The sequence below is a fragment of the Burkholderia territorii genome (genome assembly GCF_902833055.1).
GTDB lineage: Bacteria > Pseudomonadota > Gammaproteobacteria > Burkholderiales > Burkholderiaceae > Burkholderia > Burkholderia territorii.
In genome coordinates this window covers 136,168-160,627 of the sequence record NZ_CADFEJ010000004.1, presented here as the reverse complement: position 1 = coordinate 160,627, position 24,460 = coordinate 136,168, and the positions used below count along the sequence as shown (strand labels likewise).

General features: G+C 58.4%; 18 protein-coding genes. 10 read left to right on the top strand and 8 right to left on the bottom strand.

The genetic code is table 11. The annotated features are described in order from the left end of the window. Positions 1–26: 26 nt before the first annotated feature. Positions 27–7,637, bottom strand: coding sequence for a calcium-binding protein (locus tag HW466_RS10540; RefSeq protein WP_151003785.1), 7,611 nt, complete (start codon positions 7,635–7,637; stop codon positions 27–29). A gap of 525 nt (positions 7,638–8,162) precedes the next feature. Here HW466_RS10540 and HW466_RS10535 point away from each other — a divergent pair. The 4 genes from HW466_RS10535 (at position 8,163) to HW466_RS10520 (ending at position 11,142) form a co-directional block, all read left to right on the top strand. Continuing rightward, entirely contained in the window at positions 8,163–9,254 is a 1,092-nt protein-coding gene (locus tag HW466_RS10535; RefSeq protein ID WP_151003787.1) for an IS5 family transposase, read from the top strand. Positions 9,255–9,726: 472 nt separating this feature from the next. After that, positions 9,727–10,176: a hypothetical protein gene (locus HW466_RS10530; protein ID WP_151003789.1), complete on the top strand. Its 450-nt coding sequence runs from the start codon at positions 9,727–9,729 to the stop codon at positions 10,174–10,176. A gap of 232 nt (positions 10,177–10,408) precedes the next feature. Then, complete coding sequence (locus HW466_RS10525) at positions 10,409–10,699, top strand: H-NS histone family protein (protein WP_151003791.1); 291 nt, start codon at positions 10,409–10,411, stop codon at positions 10,697–10,699. Then, positions 10,651–11,142, top strand: coding sequence for a DUF6881 domain-containing protein (locus tag HW466_RS10520; RefSeq protein ID WP_151003793.1), 492 nt, complete (start codon positions 10,651–10,653; stop codon positions 11,140–11,142). Before HW466_RS10525 ends, HW466_RS10520 begins: the two co-directional genes overlap by 49 nt. A 163-nt stretch (positions 11,143–11,305) precedes the next feature. Here the strand turns inward: HW466_RS10520 and HW466_RS10515 are convergent, their stop codons facing one another. Both HW466_RS10515 and HW466_RS10510 read right to left on the bottom strand, forming a co-directional pair. Then, the gene (locus HW466_RS10515; protein WP_170296629.1) at positions 11,306–11,452 is read right to left on the bottom strand and encodes a hypothetical protein; all 147 of its coding nucleotides are present in this window, start codon (positions 11,450–11,452) and stop codon (positions 11,306–11,308) included. A gap of 292 nt (positions 11,453–11,744) precedes the next feature. Then, positions 11,745–13,427: a P-loop ATPase, Sll1717 family gene (locus HW466_RS10510; protein WP_151003795.1), complete on the bottom strand. Its 1,683-nt coding sequence runs from the start codon at positions 13,425–13,427 to the stop codon at positions 11,745–11,747. 1,393 nt (positions 13,428–14,820) lie between these two features. On the opposite strand from HW466_RS10510, the gene HW466_RS10505 reads away from it, so the two are divergent. Then, on the top strand, positions 14,821–14,988 hold the full coding sequence (locus HW466_RS10505) for a hypothetical protein (RefSeq protein WP_170296630.1): 168 nt from the start codon (positions 14,821–14,823) through the stop codon (positions 14,986–14,988). A gap of 39 nt (positions 14,989–15,027) precedes the next feature. Here HW466_RS10505 and HW466_RS10500 read toward each other — a convergent pair whose 3' ends face one another. Beyond that, positions 15,028–15,918: an alpha/beta fold hydrolase gene (locus HW466_RS10500; protein WP_059945335.1), complete on the bottom strand. Its 891-nt coding sequence runs from the start codon at positions 15,916–15,918 to the stop codon at positions 15,028–15,030. 106 nt (positions 15,919–16,024) lie between these two features. Here HW466_RS10500 and HW466_RS10495 point away from each other — a divergent pair, with 106 nt between their 5' ends. Continuing rightward, a complete protein-coding gene (locus HW466_RS10495) occupies positions 16,025–16,912 on the top strand; it encodes a LysR family transcriptional regulator (protein ID WP_060346665.1) in 888 nt (295 codons plus the stop codon). A 125-nt stretch (positions 16,913–17,037) separates the two neighbouring features. Here HW466_RS10495 and HW466_RS10490 read toward each other — a convergent pair whose 3' ends face one another. The 3 genes from HW466_RS10490 to HW466_RS10480 form a co-directional block, all read right to left on the bottom strand. Beyond that, positions 17,038–17,970 carry a LysR family transcriptional regulator gene (locus HW466_RS10490; RefSeq protein ID WP_174905832.1) on the bottom strand — a complete coding sequence of 311 codons (933 nt, stop codon included), beginning with the start codon at positions 17,968–17,970 and terminating at the stop codon, positions 17,038–17,040. A gap of 177 nt (positions 17,971–18,147) precedes the next feature. Continuing rightward, positions 18,148–18,921 (bottom strand): SDR family oxidoreductase, encoded by a 774-nt coding sequence (locus HW466_RS10485; protein ID WP_059450952.1) that lies wholly within the window; start codon positions 18,919–18,921, stop codon positions 18,148–18,150. A 193-nt stretch (positions 18,922–19,114) separates the two neighbouring features. Next, positions 19,115–19,615: a DinB family protein gene (locus tag HW466_RS10480; RefSeq protein ID WP_151006496.1), complete on the bottom strand. Its 501-nt coding sequence runs from the start codon at positions 19,613–19,615 to the stop codon at positions 19,115–19,117. A gap of 196 nt (positions 19,616–19,811) precedes the next feature. On the opposite strand from HW466_RS10480, the gene HW466_RS10475 reads away from it, so the two are divergent. Then, entirely contained in the window at positions 19,812–20,528 is a 717-nt protein-coding gene (locus HW466_RS10475; RefSeq protein ID WP_151006497.1) for a pseudouridine synthase, read from the top strand. 105 nt (positions 20,529–20,633) lie between these two features. Beyond that, entirely contained in the window at positions 20,634–20,822 is a 189-nt protein-coding gene (locus HW466_RS10470) for a hypothetical protein (protein WP_151006498.1), read from the top strand. Here the strand turns inward: HW466_RS10470 and HW466_RS10465 are convergent. Then, positions 20,805–21,839 (bottom strand): NAD-dependent epimerase/dehydratase family protein, encoded by a 1,035-nt coding sequence (locus HW466_RS10465; RefSeq protein ID WP_174905833.1) that lies wholly within the window; start codon positions 21,837–21,839, stop codon positions 20,805–20,807. The two genes, HW466_RS10470 and HW466_RS10465, sit on opposite strands and share 18 nt — an antisense overlap. A gap of 105 nt (positions 21,840–21,944) precedes the next feature. On the opposite strand from HW466_RS10465, the gene HW466_RS10460 reads away from it, so the two are divergent. Both HW466_RS10460 and HW466_RS10455 read left to right on the top strand, forming a co-directional pair. After that, positions 21,945–22,976 (top strand): CDP-6-deoxy-delta-3,4-glucoseen reductase, encoded by a 1,032-nt coding sequence (locus tag HW466_RS10460; protein ID WP_059450947.1) that lies wholly within the window; start codon positions 21,945–21,947, stop codon positions 22,974–22,976. 294 nt (positions 22,977–23,270) lie between these two features. Continuing rightward, positions 23,271–24,455, top strand: coding sequence for an acetylornithine transaminase (locus HW466_RS10455; RefSeq protein WP_059450946.1), 1,185 nt, complete (start codon positions 23,271–23,273; stop codon positions 24,453–24,455). Positions 24,456–24,460: the final 5 nt, after the last annotated feature.

The following is a 24,460-nucleotide window of genomic DNA, read 5'->3' as shown; positions in this document are numbered from 1 at the left end:
GCCGGTCTGCTGTCACGCTTCTTTCGTTATTGATGCCAGCTGCTATTGACCACGGACAGCAACGGTGCGTCGGTGATTGAGGGATTCACTGTCGAGGTCGGATCGAATCCTGGATGATTTGCCGAAAAAGCCGCCATCGCTTGAATCAACTGGTTGATTTGACCATCAAGAACTCGCCCCCCTCCCGAGCCGCCATTCAATGAGAGTTCGCGTAAAGGATCAGCACTCGCGCCAAACCAATTCTGAATGGTCGCCTCGGTCGACGTGCCCATAATGTCTACATGCAGATCATTTCCGACTTGTTCCAGCCAGATGTTTTCAGGATTCACATCGCCGATAGCTAGGTCACCAACGGGTCCGTTCGGAGCGTATCCGTTGACAATCGTCAGCGCGCCATATCCTGGCTGCAGCACATAGGTATCGTCACCCGCGAGACCGTAGGCGACATCGTTGCCGCCCTTGCCATCAAGCACGTCATTTCCGCTCGACCCGGACAACGTATCGTCGCCAGCACTGCCTGTTGCTGCCATTTGGAGCATTTGATCGCGCGTCCACGTCGTTCCGTCAGAGAACTGCACCTGCTGTACTCCAGCAATTGGCGAAAGTAGTGTCCAATCAAGGATGATCTGATCTCCAGCAATGCCATCTGTCAACGTAAGGCCTGAAACCGATTGCGCACCGCTGACCTTAACGGACGACGCATCAATACCCACCCCTAACTTCAGGACGTTGGTCGCCGTTCCTGACTCGAGTTCGTGAATCTGCAAATGCCCGTAACCGGCATTGAATATGAACGTATCTCCTCCACCGCCTCCAGTCACGTAATCGTTACCGCCCAGGCCATCGATCAGATCTGGCCCCGCACCGCGCGTTATCGTGTCGTCGCCCGGCGTTGCAGGTGCGGAACCTATCTTTTGCCTCAACTGCTCGGCCGACCACGTCGAACCATCGGCGAACTGTACCTGTTGAACACCGAACTGCGTCATGGTGTACGCCACATCAAGATCAATTTGATCCCCTGCGACTCCGTCTGTCAGTGTCAATCCACCATTCGCATTAACCGATACGTTGACGGAGTCTGCATTAATGCCGACGCCCAGTCGCAACACATTGACTGCAGAAGCAGGCTCATACTCAGAGATCTCGAGATGACCATATCCCGCATTGAAAATGAAAGTATCACCTCCGCCAGATCCATATAGCGTATCGTTTCCACCCTCACCATCATAGACTTGATGCGGCGTACCCAGGCTAAAGATTTGATCGTTCCCAGAGGTTCCAACTACACCGCCGACCCTAGAAACGATATCCTGTGCACCCCATGTCGTGCCATCCGAAAATTGGATCGTCTGCACGCCAGTATTCGACCACTGGTTCTGACCATCTAGAGTAATACGATCTCCTACTACCCCATCTGTCAAAACAATTCCATTGTTGTTATGAAACACCTTAATCGACGAAGCACTTATTCCGACACCCAACTTCAACGTCGCCGATGATCCAGACTCAGACACTTCCAGATTCCCATATCCGGAATTAAACATGAAAGTATCCGCTCCACCAGTACCATGAATGTAATCATCACCCCCGAGACCATCAATTAATTCCGATGGCGAGGCTCTGAACAAAACATCGCTTCCGGTGGTCGCTGGAATTGCGTAAACTTTCTGTAGAATATCATCGCGCGTCCATACGGTTCCATCTGAAAAATTCACCCTGTCGACTCCAGAATTAATATTAACAACTTCTGAGTCAACAACAACAGAATCTCCGTTTACGGTGTTTGTCAGAATCAATGCCCCGGACCGTGACGCCGTCACCTTGATTGATGTCGGATCGATACCCGCACCAAACTGCAATACATTCCGGCCAAAACCATAGGTATTCCATTCGTTTATCTCAAGGCGACCGTAGCCCAGATTAAAGTTGAAAGTGTCAGAATCCCCATACGAGGCGATATAGTCACTCCCCCCTTTTCCGTCATATATGACGGGCTCGGCGCCCCCATATATCGAATCGTTTCCACTTGTCCCGATGGCAGCCATCTTTATCAATTGGTCCCACGTCCAAATGGCGCCGTCATCAAATTGGATCTGTGCAACACCTTGCCCCGATGTTCCATATTGCCCGAGCATTGCATCAACCGTTACCTGATCACCGTTGACGCCATCGGTCAGAACGAGACTATGACCGCTATTGCTTCCGACAACAATGTCGGATTCTTTAATTCCCTTAATTCGTAGCGTAGATAAGTCACCTTTCTTTATCGATTCGCTAATCTCGAGTTTTCCGTACCCTGACGCAAAAATAAAGGTGTCAGATCCTCCATTCCCAACTTCGTAGTCACTTCCCCCTTTGCCGTCGAAAACCTCGGCCCCGGATCCGCCATACATTGAGTCGCTACCCGTCGTGCCAGCAAGTGACATCTGAATCAACTGCTGTGCCGTTAGCGTCGCACCATCCGAGAAGCGCACTTCTTGAACCCCAGACTGGGACGATCGCGAGCCAAGCATGCTGTCGAGCGTGATTTTGTCTCCTGCGATTCCATCCGTAAGCACTAGATCGCCACCATCCTGACTGGCACTAACTTTTATTGATGCGAGATCAATGCCTCCCAACTCAAGAATGTTAGCCGGAGATGTGCCCCAGTCAACCTCGCTGATCTCCAGCTGACCGTAGCCCGCGTTAAAGACGAAGGTGTCGTTTCCGCCGCCACCTGAGATGTAGTCGTTTCCGCCCTTTCCGTCTATGCGATCAGCACCAGCTGAGCCGTATAGCGAATCGTTACCGGTAGTTCCGGCTGACGTCACCATCAGAATCAGGTCCTGACGGGACCAAACTGTGCCGTCGGCAAAATGAACCTCACTTACTCCAAAGCCGGAAAGCTCTCCCCAAAGGGTAATACCATCGCCTGAAACACCATCGGTCAAAATCAGCTCCCCATTGCCTGCTTTGACCTTCACACCCGCTGGAACGATGCCCGGACCAAGCTGGAGCACGGTGACGTCACTCGGTTTTCCCAGCACCCCATCAATAAGAAGTTGACCATAGCCCTGGTTGAACACAAATGTGTCATTTCCGCCAGCACCAATTTCTTCATCGCCCCCCCCTTTACCATCGATAAGATCCGCCCCGGACGTCCCCCAAATCGTATCCGCACCCGATGTCCCGGTGGTCGCCATCCGGATAAGTTGCTGGCGCGTCCACTTCGTACCGTCGGAGAAGCGAACTTCCTGCACCCCCTTGGATTGATCGTTCAGCATGAGATCCAGCGTTATCTGGTCTCCGGCAACACCATCCGTCAAGATCAATCCCCAAGCCGCTTGTCGGACCGAGATTGAGGACGGGTCGATACCGGCACCGAACTCAAGTACGTTGACGTCTGCTGACGTACTTGCCGTTTCGTTTATCTCAAGCAGTCCATATCCGGCGTTATAAACGAAAGTGTCGTTCCCGCCACGGCCATACTCAAGGTCGCCGCCGCCTTTGCCGTCAATATAGTCAGGCTGACCTTCCACCCCATATACAGTGTCCGCGCCCGCCCCCCCGGTCACAGACGCCTGCAATATCTGCTCCCGCGACCAAGTCACTCCATCTGCGAACTGGATACTTTGCACTCCGCTATGGGATTCATACCCCATGCTGAGGAGATGGATGGCATCACCATCCACTCCATCGGTAATTTCAAGCTCGTAGCTGTCCGATCGGACGCGAACCGATGACTCGTCGATACCCGCGCCAAGTCTCAAAATGCTAGATGGGGTGCTCGCGATATCGAACTCATTGATCGTGAGGGAGCCGTACCCTTGATTGAACACGAATGTATCTGCTCCGCCGCCGACAATGTAGTCGCCCCCTCCCTTCCCATCGAAGAATTCTGCCCCGCTTGCTCCATATAGCGTGTCTGATCCAACTGAACCGATCCCTTCGGCCTGAATCAACTGCTCGCGTGACCATACGACGCCATCCGAGAACTCAACGGAGCTGACACCGCTTCGCCTCGAATACAATGCATCGTCGAGCGTAATCTTGTCACCGGCAACGCCATCGCTTATCTCCAGATCACTGCCATTCGAACGCACGACAATTGATGACTCAGAGATTCCAGGACCCAACCTCAGGACACTGCGATCACTGCCCGTAAGGTCATATTCCGTGATCTCCAGGTTGCCGTACCCGCTGTTGTAGATGAAGGTATCCGCCCCTCCACCACCGGATACATAATCGTCTCCTCCATTGCCGTCGAAGAGTTGTACCGTATTCGTTCCATACAACTTGTCGGCTCCAGTGGTGCCAATTCCTTGTCGCTGAATGAGTTGCTCATACGTCCAAGTTGTGCCGTCGGCAAACTGCACTACCCCAACACCGTACGCTTTGCCAAGCAGCCCTCTATCAATCGTAACCACATCTCCGGCAATGCCGTCGGAAATTTCAAGATCGCTTCCGTTCGAACGAACTGTTGTCGACGTTTCATCGATACCCGCACCCAACTTCAAAACGCTTTCGACGCTTCCGTAATTGGATTCATCGATCTCAAGTCGGCCGTAGCCCGAGTTATAGACGAAGGTATCTGCACCGCCCCCACCGGACACAAAATCGCCTCCCCCTTTTCCGTCGAAAACATCAGCACCCGATGTCCCGTACAAGGTATCAGATCCGGTTGAGCCGGACGCTTCAGCTTGTATAAGCTGCTGTCGCGTCAGCGAGGTTCCATCTGCAAACTCGACACGTTGAACACCCATCCCATTGCTCGAAAACATGCCATCGAGCTGAATGTGATCACCGGAAACACCATCGGACAAAATGATGTCGCCAAGGCTGTCCGCCTGAACGGATAGAGACGACAAGCTTATCCCGGTGCCTAGCCTCAAGACGTTGATACTGCCGCTCGTTTCTGTTTCGCCGATCTCGAGAGAACCATAACCCGCGTTGAAAACGAACGTATCTCCGCCACCACCTCCGGTCACGAAGTCGCTACCTCCTTTCCCGTCAAACATCTCTGCAGAGCGGGAGCCGTAAAGGTTATCGCCACCTGTACTAGCGCTTTCAATTTCGTGTGCAATCACATCGTGGATGTCCCACGTCACCCCTGAGCTGAACTGAATTTGCTGGACGCCGGCTCCGGCAGTCGCCAACATGCCATCCACCTTGACAAGATCCCCACCAGAACCAATCGTCAAGATCACATCACCAGACTTGTTCGACGTAACCTTCACGTCGTCTGGTGCAATTTCCCCCAATAGTTGCAACGAATTCTGACGCGCGGCCGATGAGTCGGATTCGTCAATTTCAAGTTTCCCGTAACCCGCGTCGAAAACGAACGTATCGTTGCCACCAAGGCCGATTGCGTAGTGATTCCCCGCCCCGGCATCCAACCTGTCTGCTCCAGTCGTACCAAGGATCGGGATTGCTCCCAACGCCCCCTTCGAAAGTTCGATAATGGCGTTGCGTGTCCATTGCGTGCCGTCTTCAAACACAACGTACTGAACGCCGTTATTGACCTTACCAACCATTGAGTCAAGTCGAATCGTATCGCCTGAAGACAACGTCAAGATGATGTCGTCGTTGCTAGATGAAACGCGTACCGAAGACGGATCAATACCGGCCCCTAGCTTCAGGGTATTCGTTGGGTTGAGCCCGATATAGTCAAGCTCCTGGATTTCGACCGACCCATCCCCTTTGTTATAAACGAACGTATCGTATTGTCCAGACAAATCATCATAGCTGGCCCCGCCCCCGTTCCCGACCAGCAGGGATACACCCTTGCCTGCGTAGAAAACGTCGTTCAACGGGGTACCAATTTCCGAGATACCGTTAGCGTCGAAAGTGACTTTGAGGTTGGCAGCGATCGCGTTGCCTAGAGATCCAATCGTGTCGCTGCTTTGCATTGCGACAATTCGTTCGAACCAATCCAATGACATCCCACTTTCCAAACGGAAAGCGTCTGCGATACGCAGAAATGTTTCCCACTCGTCTAGATTTTGAGCAGTCAGATCACCTAGACGACTATAGGCTGCCTTGATAGCATCAAATCCTTGCAATGACACCACACTCCCATCCAGCCATTGAAACTCTGAAACCTCTGATGCCAGGTTGGGAGATTGCAGAACCAACTGAGCAAAGACACTCGAATACAGATCGTTCCATGCTGCGTTGACGCCTGGTCCAGCGTGGTAAATTGGATTGCTTCCGTACTGTTCATTCTGATAATGCTGACCCAGATAGGCCTCAACAAAGGCTAGCTGCCGAGCGTCAACGTTACCACCTCGTGAAGTCGGATTAATGTTTGTCGCACCAGCCCATTCGTACATAATCGATCGAATGTCCTCTCCGATCGTTGTGGCATCTGCTGTAGCGGACAGCGCAACGAACTGCTGAACAAGACTGGCTAGCGTTGTATTCCCTGCCATCGCCGACCTTAGGTCACGAATGGTCCCGCTACCTTCTACTTGCGGCAAAGCAGCAATGCTGTCGGGAATTACTACAGCCACATCGGGAACTGTATCTGCGGTATTCTGGTTTAGTGTAACAGATGCGATTTCGCGTGTTGAACCATCAGAGAGCGTGTAGCTTGTGATCGCCGTCACATGGTTGCCAGCGATAGCTTGATCAACTGCACTCGCCCCAAGATTGATCGATGTGATACCTAACTCACTCAAGGTCAACAGCTTTCCAGAGCCCTTGACATTCCCTGTTGCCCCGGCAGAGACCCATACTCGAAGCTGACTGTAAAGCGAATTAGACGCATCCAGTATTTGAACACCACCAGCCAATTTCTGGAGTTCACCAAACGACTCGATCAGATCGCTACCGTTCTGAACAGTTCCCCCTGGATTCACCAAACACAGAATACCTGTCCCTTCTCCAACCCAAGATGTGCGTTGAGCAAATCCGTCATCACTAAAATCGAAATACGTCGTGGAGCCAGTGAGTGATGTAAGGTTCAATCCCGTACCTGACAAGTCGAGCACAACAGGATCGACTTCCCCGTTTGCCATCCTAAGTTGGCGTTCAGCATCACCAGTAGCGCCAGAAGCCCCACCCGGAGGATCATCGCCGTTACCGTCAAGCCACTGTTTTATCGCGGCCATCGCAGTGTCTACGTCGATGAAATCACGGCTTCCCATGTACTTGATTAACGCGCCGATAGCTACGAGTGGCAACCCGGCCTCCGGGAAACCAGTAGCAGTCGCCGTAATGCCAGCCATCATAATCAGTTGACCTGCTGCCGCCTCGAATTGGCGCAAGTCCGTATTTGTCAAGTCCTGTATCTGAGCAGGATCAAGTTCCCATTGTTCCGACTGCGCATCTTCGACCAGGTGATTGTATGCATCAGTCGCACTTTGCACATCACCTGTCGCCGACTGAGTCGCACCCGCAATCATTGCCGCAGCCACTGCAGATCCAGGTACTGCCGTCAGCATATCCCCAACAACCGTCGTCAAGTCCACTACCACCTGTCCGCCATCTTGCTGCAGCGTACCTGGTGGTAAGTTCGGAAGATCGCCGACGTGACCGATCAACCCCTCGGTATCTCTGATAAGCGTCATCACGTCGTTAAATATGGGTTTGAAAGCCATTCCACACCCCCACGAACAAGAGATTGCTAACAATATTGAGATCGCTCGGAACACCATGCCGCAATCTCGCGACTGGCAACTTCGAGAGATGCCGAAACAGGTTGGATTCCGTCAGATACTTGACCGTCGCGATAGCCTCATGCAAATTCCTATCGGAATCCACTGGCGCGACAGAATGAATCGCTGCCAGTAGCCAATCAGGCACCGGCATCAAAAAAATTCGGGAGGAGCCTCAAGGAGAGGCGTTATCAATGAGGCGGGCAGCTCAGTTTGAATTGGGCAGACCCCGAGTTTCTTATAGTGCACATACACCATAACGTCGCTCGGTAGGTGACGACGATCCCCGATATTTCAGTAATTTTCATTTTCCCTCGGCAACTCTCTTTCGTATGTTTTGTAAAAAATGCCCTGAAAATCTATGACCAGCGCCCACACCTTGTCAATATATTTTTTATTACATTTAGTAATGTTAAGTATGTCAAATGAAATTTACCGTAGAGAAATCCATACTAGCAGGCCGTTGAAATACCCCCGCCGATCCGTCACGATGTAGCGCACCCGATCCCAAAGCACGAAGGCAGCATGCGAGGCACCGACAGCTACAACGAATCCCTGTTCAGTACAGTCAGACTGGAGGAGTTCGTACCGCAAACGCATCCGCTGCGCCCGATCCGGACTTGGATGAACGAGGCGCTGTCGAATATGGATGCCAAATTCTCGGCGATGTACGAAGCGGACATCAAAGGCGGTCGGCCGAGCATTGCGCCGGAGAAGCTGATGCGGGCGATGCTACTTCAGGTGCTATACAGCATTCGCAACGAGCGGCAACTGGTCGAGCAGATCTCGTACAACCTTTTGTTCCGTTGGTTCGTCGGCCTGTCGATCGAAGACGCGGTGTGGAATCACTCGGTGTTCAGCAAGAACCGGGATCGACTGATCGAGTTCGACGCAGTGACTGACCTGTTCAACGCGACGGTGGAAACGGCGCATAAACGCGGCTTGCTGTCGGGCGAGCACTTCAGTGTGGACGGCACCTTGATCCATGCGTGGGCCAGCCACAAGAGCATCCGGCGCAAGGATGGCGGGGACGATGATCGTCCGCCTGACAATTGGCATGGCGAATCGCGCAGTAATGAAACGCACGAATCTAAGAGCGACGGTGAGAGCCGGCTCTATCGCAAGAGCAATGCCGCGCCAGCCTTGCGGAGTTACCTGGGCCATGTGCTGACGGATAACCGGCACGGTCTGGTCGTGAACGTTCAGGCCAGCCAGGCGAATGGCCGAGCGGAACGCAAAGTGGCGACGGACATGCTGCGCGATGTGTCGGGTTCGGACGTGCGTATTACGGTGGGCGCAGACAAGGCGTACGACACGCGTGGATTTGTGAAGGCCGGCCGCGAATACAACGTGACGCCGCACGTCGCACGCAACACGAAGCGCACCGGCGGAAGTGCAATCGATGGTCGGACGACGCGGCATCTCGGTTACGCGCTGAGCCAGCGCAAATGGAAATGCATCGAACAGTGCTTCGGCTGGGGCAAACGGATCGGGCCGATCCGGCAGGTGATGGTGAGAGGCTTGGAGAAAGTTGATCAGTTGCTCACGCTGACGATGGCGGCCTACAACCTGACGCGGCTGAGAACGTTGGGATTCGTGCGTCCGCAGGGCGCGTAATGCAGGAAATCTGGCAGGAAATACCTTCGCCGGCCGGGCTCTGCCGCTGAACCCGGCGTGACGCAACAAAATTGCCGAGCCGTTGAGCGAATTCATGTCATTTGCGAGAGTGATCTGAATCCGGTCGATGGGTATTTCAACGGCCTGCTAGCCGACGAGTCGCAGGGAAATGCACACCATCGATGAAGTCAAGATCAAGAAATCTTGGATCAACCGAATGGAATTTGTTATGCCAAAGAATGCTTTTTGTAATTTTTTGAATGATAGCACTAGCCAACACCCCCTTTACAAGTTTCTTCCGAAGATCTAGCCTCCCTTTAGGAAGCCAGCATCTGGCAACGATATATAGGTCCTCGGGTGAATATAAATATTGGCGAACTCCGCAACCGATTTCCCTTGACAAGTAGCATCTGGGATATATTCGCCTCGGCCCCCATCGCAACATTCCACCCCGCACCCAGGAGCGTTGGCAATGAAAAAAAACCAAACCAATAGAAAATCTGCATTCTTTTTAGATGGAACCCCAAAATCAGTAATTGGGGTACTGATTGCACTTTTTTCCGCCTGGTGTCTTATATTTTTTGGAATATTTAGAGATATATTATACACGATCGACCACCCAACACTCACAATTCACGGAAAGATAGAATCGCACTCGCTCATCGCAGCATCCACTATATTTCTATCACTATTTCCGGTGATTGGAGCGGCACTCATATTCAACCTATATCACCAAAAAAAATGGGCAATGAAATGGACACTGGGCTTGCTATCAGTCGACCTATTTTTTCGGCTGCTATCGATTTTCACCCACACTGTTCAATTTAGATTTGGCATCGTAGACTCTCTCTTTATAGCTGCCCTAGCACTATTGCTAACCCCAGAAAGCAAGAGATGGTTTAAGCAAAAAAACCCAGTCTAAACAAACGAAGTGCCAACGATGTCAAAAATTACCAAGATCAAGCAGGTTCAGACGGCTCTATTACAAAGACGTTTCCCATGATCAATGCAATGCCCATGATCTCGACGCTTTGAGTTTTCCCCATCGCAACGTAGCCGAAAGTGCCACCTGGATCGTCGACTATAAACTGGTGTGCCTCCGCTCTCCAATCAAAGCAGCTATCCTACGTCGACGATAACCAGCGGAGGAAAATATGGCGACATACAAGGAATTGAAAGCACAGGCTGCGGCACTAGCGGAGAAAGCTGAGGCCGCACGACTTGCTGAATTTCAAGCAGTCCTCGAAGAAGTTCGCGCGAAGGTCGCCGAGTACGGCATCACCGAGAAAGACATTTTCGGTAGGCATCGCATCCAGACGGCCAAATCGACGGCGGAAGCGAAGTATCTCGATCCAAAGACTGGCGCAACATGGTCCGGCCGAGGTCGCGCGCCTGCATGGATCAAGGACGCAAAGAATCGAGATCGTTTTCTGATCAAGGAGTGATTGCTCGACGGCAGATCCCGCAGCCGAACACTGAAAACAGCTACTTTAACGCTTGTGCAGAAAAGCCCATGGAAAATGCGCTGGTTGCTATCGACGTCGCGCGGAAGCATACCCACAAAGATGAGCCGATCAGGCTCGTCTCCGCGCTTGACGGGGACCGTTACGAGGTACGTAAGCTCGAATTCTTCCGTGATGGCAGTGTGGGATTTGCCGACGAAACAGGCTCCTCGCCAGAAACGGAACTGGGAACAGTTCCAATGCCTTCATTGATCGAGATCAACGCCGATCCGGAGTTCGAGGCGCAAAGATTTCGTTTGAAGTATTCGAGGCACTATGGTCACGCTATGTTGCGCGTATCGCCCATCTCTAGGAAACCTCGTCCGAGCGACAGGCATCGAAGCCGTAGTGGCCCACGCGAGCTTGATCGGATTACTCGGTCTTGAGGAGCGACATGTAACAGCAGTGACGGCGCCACGTTCCACGGCATCAGCTCGTCGATGCGATTGATTAGATGGCCAGCGATGTGCTTGAACTCACCATCGCACAATCACAGATGTCCGAGGCACATAGAAAACCCGCCGAAGCGGGTCTGGGTTCCAGCAATACCTATTTACCCTTCGGTTTCGATTTAGGTGCCGGTGGTTTTTTCGCCTGAGCCAGATCGGAGCCTGCAACAGACTTCTGAGCAGGCGTACTTTTTTTGTTGGCAAGCTGCTTACTTGCCAACGATGCGTCTTTTTTACCCGTAGTCATCAACACCTCTCCTAGAAGATGGTCAATTTTTACTACGCGGTCAATGTATGACGATTATTTCGATCTCGGCGAGTAGAGTTTACCCGGAATACGGAAGCTACTCTTCAGACACCTCACCTCGTCCTGCACGTCCTCCAGCAACCCCAAGCATAACGATCATGCTCCATCTGCAATGGAGCAATTTTCCTCATCCAGCGCGTCGTTTCCTTCCGATAGAATCACCTTCCCAAACCGCCTCACACAGCTCATGCAAGTTCGCAAACCCGGCTATTCCGGTAATCTCCACTCACCCTCAAATTTCGAGGGGTCGAATCTGCTGAAATATAATCGGGAGTTCGTAGACCCGCTGAGACAGCACTTGTGCTCGATTGACACATCGAAATAATCCAGCATGCTCGTAAAACGCGAGAAAGTGTCCCAGCCGCTCATCAAGATCACCTTTTGCCGCCAACGCTTTTCCGATATGCCGCCGGACATCCCCCGAACTAAATCGAGTAGAGCCCCTCGATCGCGACACCGCTTGCATCAATAGCATAGCAGGACGCTTAAAATCATCGCTCAAACCAATCAGCGCATTTAAACAAATTCCTCCCGTTTCTTCGTATGCCGCAGAAACATGCTCACGCAAAACAAGCGGATATTCACCCTTTTCGGTTAACGTGATCGATTGATCTGGATTATTACGATAATACTCACGCACCTTCGCAACACACGAATTCAGAAATTGAAGCATCACACGAGGCGTTGCGTGCCCACCAGAAAAATGAAAGTGCGTCGAAAGATAGTCCGTCAAATCAATGGTTGATGATTTTCCACCCTTCATCAGATGCGTGACCTTTCTGGGAAAGATGGCCGCAATCAAAGCCTTGAAAGCCGCATCATACATACTCGTATTATGTGCATCATATTCGTCTCGCCTACTCAAATTTAATTTCATGCGAATATTCAAAACGAGCATTCTGAGACTTCGCATGAGGGTGGAGGCACTCTCATCGTGATCACAGTTAGCGTCTAGAGAGCTGAGGAGCCTCTTATCTAGACGAAGAGATTCAGCGTCATACTGGAATTTAAGGTTTCGACGACCGAGGGCTTCGGCCAAATTATGAAGTATACGCACCGCCATAAACTGACGAATATCTTCTTGGGACCATTTCAGCTCAATCTTTTTCGGATCTATTTTGTCTCGACCAATTGCAGAAAAATCCAGGCGCTCGAACAAATCTCGCCTCAAGAAAAGTTTCGGCCTCAACTGCGGATAGGACTGGTAGTCGCGCCAGCAATGCAGAAGGGCTTGCAAGATAGCCTTTTGCGTCTTATATTCGTCACCAGCAACAAACTCATCTATTTTATCAACAAGAAGATAGGCGATGCATTTCTTTTGCTTAAGAAATACATTAAGTTCAGACTTGATCGACGGAACATCAATTAATTGATTCTCATCAATTTCATTGCTGAATGGGCTGGTTGTCGGCTCAATGCTCGTATAGAAATTCGGGATAACCAGGCCCAAATGGCCGCCCTCGAGCTTCACCCCTACCGTCTTCTTGGTGTTCTTGAATAGATCAAGGATGCCCAGCTTCTGTTCGGAGTTTTTCCCGAGGGTCCGAAAGAAACCATCCCTTATCGAGAGGAAGTCCTTATCATCAGAAAAATGAGTGCTGAGGGCCTCCAAGCATCTGCTCAGAAGGAATATCTCCCAAACAATGCGATGTGGAGCGTCGAGCGTGTTGACGGGGTCGCGCACGTGAGACGTGACATGCTCCTTCAGCGTCTTGTATGCAAGCTCTTCATCGATTGGAACGTAGAATTGCGCGAACTTTCCTGTTGACTTGAACTCGAGCTTCCGTGCCGTAAGAAGTCGGAACAGAGCTGTCTTTCCGGTTCCCCTGTCGCCAACCACGATGGATTTGCTCTCCTCAAGAAATTCGACGACTGGAGTTATTGGGAGCATACAAGCCTCGAGCAGGGGGGTCATCCTTGCCGTCCGGCTCACCAAAGTTGAATCCCGATAGCTTGGTCAGGGAAAATCTATCAGGAAGACCGTGGATACGGTTCATTAGTCGTTTTCTCGTTTTCAATGCAATTCTATCCAGCCAATGACGGAAGTCTCATGCCCCGCCTTACCCCGTGCGCGACGCTTCCACTTTTCTAAATGAGGTGCAGTCGCATTTTACACCTGCGCAGCCCTCACGCTGCGCCATTCGTTGCTCGACGCACGCCTCGAACTTGCCGGGTCGTACCGAATTCGTCATTCCCGTGCACGTTTCCCCGTCCAATTAGCGAATCTAAAGAATGGGGGCTTGAGTGTGACGCGTTTCGGCATCAGCATGAACCTCATATCCTCGAGATCATCGTCCGCCTCGATACCACAACCGGAGACACTGCTAGCGGCGCTATTCGGTTTTCGGCGCATGCGTCCAACCTGCCCGCGTGCACCGAACTCGTCATTCCCGTACGCATTCAGATCGAGCGTGGGAACACGCTGCAGCGAGTTCGAGAAGAGTTATTCCGATTACGCTGAAGAACAGGCGATCGCCCCACCACGCCCCGCTACCGTCTCAGCTTATCGACGACATTCCAGCAAATATTCCGCCAGTGCGATTGCCAGATTAGCTGGGACATGGCACTGTTCTGCTGGTCGAATGGATAGGGCTTCGGCAAAACCACCGCCTCGGTGTTCAAGAACACCGATCCTCGTGCTCGTGATGCCGATCTGGCTGAGCACGCGCCGAAGTACGCAGTAGTCAAATCGATCCGGTCCGTTGCTGGTCTAGCTGCGGTCAATGACAGCACAGAGAGCTATCTCCTTGGCAGTCGTCTCCTATCGATCCTTTGGATTAGCGGCAAAGCCCCGAACATCATCCGGTCATTTGCCGGTCGTTCCAGGCACGATCTAGTGTATTTTTACGCCATAGAACCAAGCCTCGTTATCGATCGAGCCAGCATATGATTGCCACATTTCGAGCCATTTTGCCCCCCCTCATATCAACAAAATAGCTGAGTCTGGTGTTGGCCAAACCGCCTTGGAATTTCGTACCACGCTCTGGCACCATCTTTCCATCTCGTCGAGACTCCAGTGGGGACGGCCCAACATCAGCGATCTATGTCCGGTGGTATTTTTGGTGGTATCTAGCGCGTGATTGAATGACAGATCGGCCACCTGTGTACGATTGCAAGAGCTTTTCCATTCCGGCCCTGGCACCAGTATTTCGCAGCGTCATGCGCTGCATCTGTCGAAACCCGCGCAAGCTCGCCGCTTCGCGGGTTTTTTGTTTTTCCCGCGCCGTTTTCCGTGCGCATCGCGCAGCGCAACGCCTGCCCTCCGCCAGCGGTCCAAGCATCGGGACACGCAAGCACGGAGGCCGCCCATGTCCACGCGCGTCATTTCGAGCCGGATTGGCCGAGGCATGCTGGTCGCATTGCTGTCGATCATGCTGGGCGGATGCGACCTGCTCCGTCAGCCGCCCGTGCCTGACTGGCCCGGGCCGCATGCGCCCTACCCGTTCCCGGACAACGTTCCGCACCGCACCGAGTGATCGATTCGACCACCCCGCCCCAATGTACGCGCCGCGCGCTCAGCCATGCTCGCAGAACTGCAGGATCGCATCCGCGACCGCTCGCGGCGCCTCGCGCTGCGGAAAATGCCCGACGCCGTCGAGCACGGCGCGCTCGTAGCGGCCGGTAAAGAATCGCTCGCGCCCGGCGGAAGTCTCGGGCCCATTGCAGGCGTCCGCGGCGCCGTGCAGCACCAGCGTCGGAAGCGACAGCACCGGCGCCGGCGTCAGTTTCGCTTCGTCTTCCGCATACGCGGCCCCACCGTCGACGAATCCCCAACGATAACGATACGAATGCAGCACCACGTCGATCCAGTCAGGCCCGTCGAACGCGTCGGCGGCCGCGTCGAAGTCACGTTCGTCGTACCAGCCGGCCGGCGACCATGTGTCCCACATCAGGCGCGCGAACGCGCGGCGATCGTCGCGCAACGCCTGCTCGCCGCGCGGCGTCGCCATATACCAGTGGTACCAGTAGTTGCGCGCCTGCTGCAGCGACAGCGGCTGAGCCGGATCGTTCGTGCCGTACCCGACCGACAGCATCACCAGATGCGACGCCGCCCCGTCGCGCAAGCCACACGCGTTCGCTACCGCGCGGGCGCCCCAGTCATGCCCGACCAGGACCGGCCGCTCGACGCCGAGCGCGTCGACGAACTCGAGCAGGTCGCGGCCGAGCGCCGCGAGCCGGCCGCTACGCGGGGTCGCCGGATCGCGAAAACGGGTCGGCGCAAAGCCGCGCAATGCCGGCGCCAGCACGCGATAGCCGCGCAGGCTCAGCGTTTGCGCCACGGCTTCCCACCCGGCCGGGCTGTCCGGCCAGCCGTGCAGCAACACGGCCACCCGCTCGCCTCGCGGATTCCATTCCAGATAGGCGACGTCGAGCGACGCGGTCATCGCATGCCGATAAACAGTCATCGTGCCCTCCTCCAGGTTCAGTCCTGAGATCGATGGTAGATCCCGATCTCATCACGATTCGCGGAGTATCATGATTCATTGTTCGAATATCACGTTGAATGCATCGATGGAACCGCCGACCGATCCCGCGTCGACCGCGCTCGACATCACGCTGCTCCGCACCTTCCTCGAGGTGGTCGATCGCCACGGCTTCGCGCCGGCCGCCGAACGTCTCGCGCTGACGCCATCTGCGGTCAGCGGCCACATCAAGCGGCTCGAGCAGGCGGCCGGCACGCTGCTGCTCGCGCGCACCACGCGCCGCGTCGCGCTCACGCCGGCCGGCGACACGCTGTATGCGTACGCACGCAACATCGTCGACATGGAGCGCGAAGTGCGCGCCCGGCTGCGCGGCGCGCCGGCGCACGGCCCGCTGCGCGTCGGCGCGTCGGAGGATTTCGCCGGCACGTGGCTGCCGCAGGTGCTGCGCGCGTTCCGCGACAGCCATCCGCGCACGTCGATCGAACTGAAGGTCGGCATCACCGCGTCGCTGCTGCGGGAGCAAGCGCTGGGCCGGCTCGATGTCGTGTTCGGCAAGCAATGCCGGCTGGTCGACACGCCCGGCGAACCGCTGTGGGAGGAACCGCTGGTGTGGGCTTTCGCGGCGGATACGGCCCTCGACGCCGACGGCGGCGTGCCGCTCGCGCTGTTTCCGGAGCCGTGCGTGTATCGGGAAGCCGCGGTGGCCGCGCTCGCCGCCGCGCTGCGGCCGTTTCGCGTGCTGTTCGAAAGCGGCAGCATGGCCGGCTGCGTGTCGGCCGCGCTCGCCGGCTTCGCGGTGACGGCGCTCGCACGCAGCCAGTTGCGCGACGGCCTGCGCGAATGCGGCGTGCAAGACGGACTGCCGACGCTGCCGGCCGCGCGCTTCTACGCATTCGCGTCGAAACCCGGCGGCGCCGGCGCCGCGCTGATCGACGCGGTGCGCGCGACCGGGCGCACGCGCCGGTTCGCCGCCTGAACGCGCGGCGCGATGGCCGCGCGCAGCGGACGTGCCGCGCCTGCCGCGTCGCACCTATGCCGATCGCTCGGAGTCACCGGCGGGCGAATGGCGAACGATTTGAGGGCTGGGAAACGACGCCGCTTTCAGTCGCCGCTGCCGGCCGCGCCGCCGACGTCGTTCAACGCTTCCGCCATCAACTCGCCGAACCAGTCGACGAACGCGTTGAGCCGCCGCGACCGGTGCCGACGATGCGGATACACGGCCGACACGTCCATCGGCGCGGCGCGGTAGCCAGGCATCACCTCGACGAGCGCGCCGCCGTCGAGCAGATGCTGGACATCGAAGCGCGGAATCTGGATTAGGCCCAGCCCGGCGATGCAGCTCGCGATATAGGTCTCCGCGTTGTTCACGATCACGCGGCTCGGCAGCGTCAGCACGTGCCGGTCGCCGTCCATGCAGTATTCCCATGCGAGTTCGCGCCCCGTCGTCGGCGACGCATAGCCGATCGCCCAGTGCCCGTGCGCGAGCGCATCCGGATGGTCGGGCACGCCGCATTCGCGCAGATAGTCGGGGCTCGCGCAGTTGATCAGCGCGAACCGGCCAAGGGGCCTGACCACGAGGCTGCTGTCCGCGAGCCGCCCGACGCGGATCGCGCAGTCGACACCCTCCTGCACGAGATCGATCGAGCGGTCCGTCGAGCCAAGCGACAGCTGGAGCTTCGGGTAGCGGCGGAACAGCGACGGCAACGCGGGCGCGATCACGCGTCGCGCGATCCGGCTCGGCACGTCGACACTCAGGCGCCCGATCACGTCGCGCTCGCGCCGGCGGAACAGGCGATCGAGGTCGTCGGCCTCCGCGAGCAGCCGCCGGCCGCGCTCGAGCAGCAGCGCGCCGTCGGCCGTCAGCTGCACCTGCCGGGTCGTGCGATGCAGCAGCCGCGCGCCGAGCGCGGCCTCCAGTTGCTGGACGGCCGCCGACACGGTCGCGCGCGGCACGTCGAGCGCATGCGCAGCCTTGATGAAGCTGCCCATCTCGGCTACCTGAAGGAAGATTCTGACCTGGTCCAGCTTGTCCATCGGCGGGCGGAAAACGTGGGTTCGAACGATCGTCACCGGCAAGCGCCGCACGTCGCGGCCGGCCCGGCGGCACAAGGAAAACGGGCGCGCGGCGTTGTATCCGCGCACCCGCCCATTGTCCATGCAAACGCGCCATTGCGAGCGCCGCGCGTGCTCGACGACCGTCCGGACAGCGTGTTACTTGGTCGTATAGCCGCCGTTGATCAGGATCGTCTGGCCGGTGATCCACCAGCCGTCGGTCACGAGATGGCGGATGAACGGCACGACGTCCTCGATGTCGGTGAGGCCGGTCTTGCTGAACGGCGAGAGCGCCGCCGCCGTCTTGTGGTATGCGACAGCATCGGCGCCTTCGGCCGGATAGAAGAACGGCGTGTCCATCGGGCCCGGCCCGACCGCCGTCACCGAGATGCCGCGCGCGCCGTATTCCTTCGACGCCGCGCGCGTGAAGTGCTCGACCGGTGCCTTCGATCCTTCGTAGGCCGCATAGAACGGCGTGAACGCGCCGAGCAGCGACGTCACGAGCGTGACGAGCTTGCCGTGATCCTCGAGGTGCCGCCCCGCTTCCTTGATGAAGAAAAATGCCGACTTGCTGTTCACCGCGAACATTTCGTCGTATTCGGCTTCGGAGATTTCGGTGAACGGCTTCTTCAACACCTTGCCGACGGTATTGATCGCAATGTCGATCTTGCCGAAGCGCTGCTTCGCGTCGCCGAACAGCTTCTCGACCGCGGCAGCCGTCGTCAGGTCGGCCTGGAACGTCGCGGCTTGCGCGCCGGCCGCGCGCACGGCGGCGGCCGTCTCCTCCGCCTGCGCCTGCGATGCCGCGCTGTTGTAGTGGATCGCCACCGCCTTCGCGCCGTGGCCGGCCAGATCCCGGGCGATCAGCCCGCCGAGATTCTTGGCGCCGCCTGCGATCAGGACGACCTTGTCTGCGAGCGTGTGAGTAGCCACGGTTGACTCCTTTTTGCGTTGAATGAAGCTAGGAGTGTAGGCACGCGGCACGCTCCGGTCAGCCGCGCGGGGCTGGATGGATTATCCAGAAAAGCGATCCAATCAGGCATCGGGAATGGTCGGATGCCGCACCGACGCGGGCGGCGAAATCTGCTCGACGCGGCACGTCGCGCCGCCGCTGCATGCGCGCGGATCAGCGTGCGTAAAGCGCCGCGTCGATCTTGCCGAGCAGCCACTGCATGCCGGCCAGATGCTGCTGGTCGTGGCTGCACAGATAATGCAGGAGCCCGCGCACGGTCAGCACGCCATAGCCTTCGAATTCGGCGGTGCGCGCATATTGCTCGTGCGTCAGGCGCGATACGACGTCGAGCGTCTGGCGCCGCGCGTCGCGAATCGCCGCCAGCACATCGGACGCGTGCGCGTCGTCGTAGCGGCGCTTGATCGCGAGCGCATCGCCATCGACCGACTCGAGCAGCGGATGATTCTCACCGAGCATCCGCCTCAACCGCACGTGGTAGCCGTCGATCTCGATGTCGCGCACGTGGCAGAGTTGTCCGAGCGGCGAGAAGTGCTCGCTCGGTATGCCGGTCCAGTCGGCGGGGGTCCAGCGCGCATAGCCGTCCGGCACGGCGGCGAAATGGGCTTCGAGCTGGCGGGGAAAATCGGCGAGTGCATCGAGCGTCGTCGGACTCATGCGGCAAACTCCGTGTCGGAAGGAAACGGCGGCAGCCGTTGCACGGACCTGCCGCCGCCGTGGCGCAACTTCACGCTGACACCGCCTTTTCCGTGAAGCCGGAACGTGCGCCGCGTCGTGCGCGGCGCCCTGCAGCTTACCAGCGCGGACGGGTTCGTGCCGATGCCGGCGCGCCGCTTGATAGAATGCGCGCGCTATGGACCTCGAAAGCATTCTCTATACGCAGGGCTTCGGCTCGCGCCGCCAGTGCCGCGGCCTGATCGAAACGGGCCGCGTCACCGTCGCGGGCGCGCGCGCGACCGACCCCGACGCGTCGTTCGACACCGACGGCCTCGTGTTCACGGTCGACGACACCGCGTGGCCGTTCCACGCCCGCGCGTATCTCGCACTCAACAAACCGGCGGGTTACGAATGCTCGCGCGAGCCGCAACACCACGCGAGCGTGTTCAGCCTGCTGCCCGCGCCGCTCGTCGCGCGCGGCGTGCAGTGCGTCGGCCGCCTCGACCAGGACACGACGGGCCTGCTGCTGCTGTCCGACGACGGCCAGTTCGTGCACGCGTACGCGTCGCCGAAGCGCAAGGTGCCGAAGACGTACATCGCGACCGTGCGCCACCCGCTCGACGACGCCCAACTGAACGCACTGCGCGCAGGCGTGCAGCTGCACGGCGAGCCGAAGCCGATCGCGGCGGTCGGCGCCGACGCGCGCGACACGCACATGCTCGCGCTGACCGTCCTCGAGGGCAAATATCATCAGGTGAAACGCATGGTCGCCGCGGCCAGCAACCGCGTCGAGGCGCTGCACCGCGAAAGCATCGGCGGTTTCGCGCTGCCGGACGACCTGGCGCCCGGTGCGTGGCGCTGGCTCGGGGAAGACGACCTTTCAGCGCTGCGCAATCCCGTCAAAACCCTGTAAGGGAAAATCCGCACGATCGTTCGGTGCCGGACCGCGTCGCGGCCGCACGATCCCCCGCTATACTGAAATCACAAGCTGTACGAGCAGCGATGCAGGGGAGACATCATGAACATCAACCATTCTTTCGAACTGTCGTACGTGATAATCGCCTTCGCGATCATGGGTGCGATCGTGATCGGCGCCCTGCTGGCCACGATGCACATGAAGCACAAATATCATCCGAACCTGATCGGTGCGCTGATCGGCGCGTTGCTGTGCTTCCTGCTGATCGAGGCGTTACCGGCGCTCACCTGACGCGCCGGGCGGCGCGAGCGTTTGAAGGAATTCGTCTACGGTCGGATAGCGCAACGTCACGCACAATTCGGCCTTGAGCCGCGCATTGGACAGGCGGCGCGACTCGCGCATGAACGACAGAAGCGTCGGCTCGAGCCGACGCTCGGCGTCCACGCGGCTGATCCGCGGCGGCAACGGCAGGCCGAACGCCTGCGCGACCCGGTCGAAATATTCTCCCATCCGCAGTTCGCTGTCGTCCGACGCGTGCACGGCGCGCGCCGGCTTGCCGCGTACGGCCGCGCACCGCAGGATCGCCGCGAGGTCGTCCGCATGGATATGGTTCGTGTAGACGTCGTCGGCCGCGTCGAGCGCCGGCGTGCCGCGCTCGAGCCGCGCGAGCGGCAGCCGGTTCGCCGCATAGATGCCGGGAATGCGCACGATGCGCGCGGACAGCACGCCGCGCGCCGTCGCCGCGCGCAGCTGACGCTCGGCCGACACGCGCCGGAATGCGCGCTCGTTCGCGGGGCGCAGCGGCTGCGTTTCGGCGATGCGCGTCCCGCCGCAATCGCCGTAGACGCCCGTCGTGCTCGCGTAGACGAGCGTCGGCACGCGAGGGGCGTCGGGTACAATAGCTGCCCGCGCCGGCACGCCGGCCTGTCGGGTCGCGGCACGCAGCGCGCGCAGGCGGCCGACCGACGACACCGGCGGCGCGAATGGCCGCCGTGCAGGCACGGACAATGCGGCGATCAGCGCGCGGGTGCGGCGATCGTCGCGGCCGGCGGATTGCGGCGGCGCGAGATGCAGGATCGTCCGGGCGAGCCCCGCGATACGTCCGAGCGTCGCGCGGCGATCGAGGTCGCCGACGATCGGCGTCGCGCCTGCCGCGCGCAATTCGTCGCAGCGGCCCGGGTGGCTCGTCAGCGCGACGATGCGCAGGTTGCCGCGGGCGGCGCGCCATTGCGCGACGCAGCGCAGGCCGACGTCGCCGCAGCCGACGATCAGTGCGCGCGGCCGGCGCAGGATTCGAGTCGCGATCATGTTGGTTGCGAAATCAGTAGCCACCGTTGCGCGGCGCGCAACGGGTTTGCATTGTAGCTGCCGTGCCGACATGCACGGTCCCCACATTTTGTTCTATTTGGTTCTATGGCATTCAACGTTACTCTCAAGCAAAGCGGCCGGCAGTTCCAGGTCGAATCGGACGAAACCGTGCTGGCGGCGGCGCTGCGCCAGAACGTCCATCTGCCGTATGGATGCAAGAACGGCGCGTGCGGCTCCTGCAAGGGCCAGATCGTATCGGGCCAGATCGAACAGGGCCCGCACGCCGCGTCGGCACTGTCCAACGACGAACGCACGCGCGGCCTCGCGCTGCTTTGCTGCTCGAAGGCGCAATGCGACCTCGAGATCGACGTGCGTGAGATCGCCGGCGTCGACGGCGTGCAGGTGAAGAAGCTGCCGTGCCGGATCGCTGCGCTCGAACGCAAGGCGGACGACGTGATGGTCGTGAAGTTGCAGTTGCCCGCCAACGAACGCCTGCAATACCTCGCGGGCCAGTACGTCGAGTTCATCCTGAAGGACGGTTCACGCCGCAGCTACTCGATGGCGAACGCGCCGCACGAGGAAGGTCCGATCGAGCTGCACATCCGCCACATGCCGGGCGGCAAGTTCACCGACCACGTGTTCGGCGCGATGAAGGAGCGCGACATCCTGCGCTTCGAAGGCCCGCTCGGCACGTTCTTCCTGCGCGAGGAGTCCGACAAGCCGATCGTGCTGCTCGCATCGGGCACCGGCTTCGCACCGATCAAGGCGATCATCGAACACGTGAAGCACACGGGCATCACGCGACCGATGACGCTCTACTGGGGCGCGCGCCGCAAGAAGGACATCTATCTCGGCGAGCTCGCCGAGCAATGGGCGCGCGAGATTCCGAACTTCAAGTACGTGCCGGTGTTGTCCGAGCCGGACGACGCCGACCAGTGGACGGGCCGCACCGGCTTCGTCCATCGCGCGGTGATCGAGGACCTGCCCGACCTGTCGGGCTACCAGGTATACGCATGCGGCGCGCCGGTGATGGTCGAATCCGCGCAGCGCGACTTCACGCAGCACCACGCGCTGCCCGCAGACGAGTTCTACGCGGACTCGTTTACGAGCGCCGCGGATCTCGCCCATCCGGTCTGAGCACCGGGCGCGCCCGCGTCCGCTGCTGCGCGCCGCCGTGTCACATCCGTGGCATCGCGGCGGTTTACAGTGGGACGCGGGATGCCTTATGCTTGCGCACATGAACCGCTTCCTGTCCGCTCTCCGACGTCGCCGCTCGCCGCTCCGCCCGGATGCCGCCGGCTCGTCACGGACTCGCGCGTAACCCTCCTCCGCTTCACCGGTTACGCACAAGCTGTTCGACCTACCAGCCACGGCCTTCCGTGGCTTTTTTATTGCCCGTTTCCCTTTCACCGCCCGCTGGAGTCTGCTGCCATGCCCATGAACGATTACCCGATCGACTCGCTGATGTACATCACGAACCGCCCCGACATCGTGTTTACGCACGGCAAGGGTTCGTGGCTCTACGATCACACGGGCAAGCGCTATCTGGACTTCATCCAGGGCTGGGCCGTCAACAGCCTCGGCCACTGCAACGACGGCATCGTCGAAGCGCTGAAGACGCAGGCCGAGAAGCTGCTGAACCCGTCGCCCGCGTTCTACAACGAACCGATGGCGAAGCTCGCGGGCCTGCTCACGCAGCACAGCGTGTTCGACAAGGTGTTCTTCACGAACAGCGGCGCGGAAGCGAACGAAGGCGCGATCAAGCTCGCGCGCAAGTGGGGCCGCAAGTTCAAGAACGGCGCGTACGAGATCATCACGTTCGACCACAGCTTCCACGGCCGCACGCTCGCGACGATGTCGGCCAGCGGCAAGCCGGGCTGGGACACGCTCTACGCACCGCAGGTGCCGGGATTCCCGAAGGCCGAGCTGAACGACATCAACTCGGTGGAGAAACTGATCACCGACAAGACCGTCGCGGTGATGCTCGAGCCGATCCAGGGCGAAGGCGGCGTGATTCCGGCAACGCGCGAGTTCATGCAGGCGCTGCGCGCGCTGACGAAGCAGCACGACCTGCTGCTGATCGTCGACGAAGTGCAGAGCGGCTGCGGCCGGGCGGGCACGCTGTTCGCGTATGAGCTGTCCGGCATCGAACCGGACATCATGACGCTCGCGAAGGGCATCGGCGGCGGCGCACCGCTCGGCGCGCTGCTGTCGAAGGCAGACGTCGCGGTGTTCGAGGCCGGCGACCAGGGCGGCACGTACAACGGCAACCCGCTGATGACGGCAGTCGGCCATTCGGTGATCTCGCAACTCGTCGCGCCCGGTTTCCTCGAAGGGGTGCGTGCGCGTGGCGAATACCTGAAGCGCAGGTTGCTCGAACTGTCGGAGGAGCGCGGCTTCGAAGGCGAGCGCGGCGAAGGGTTGCTGCGCGCGCTGCTGCTCGGCAAGGACATCGGCCCGCAGATCGTCGAGAAGGCGCGCGACATGCAGCCCGACGGCCTGCTGCTGAACGCGGCGCGCCCGAACCTGCTGCGCTTCATGCCCGCGCTGAACGTCACGACCGAGGAAATCGACCAGATGATGGCGATGCTGCGGTCGGTTCTCGACACGCTCTAAGGAGA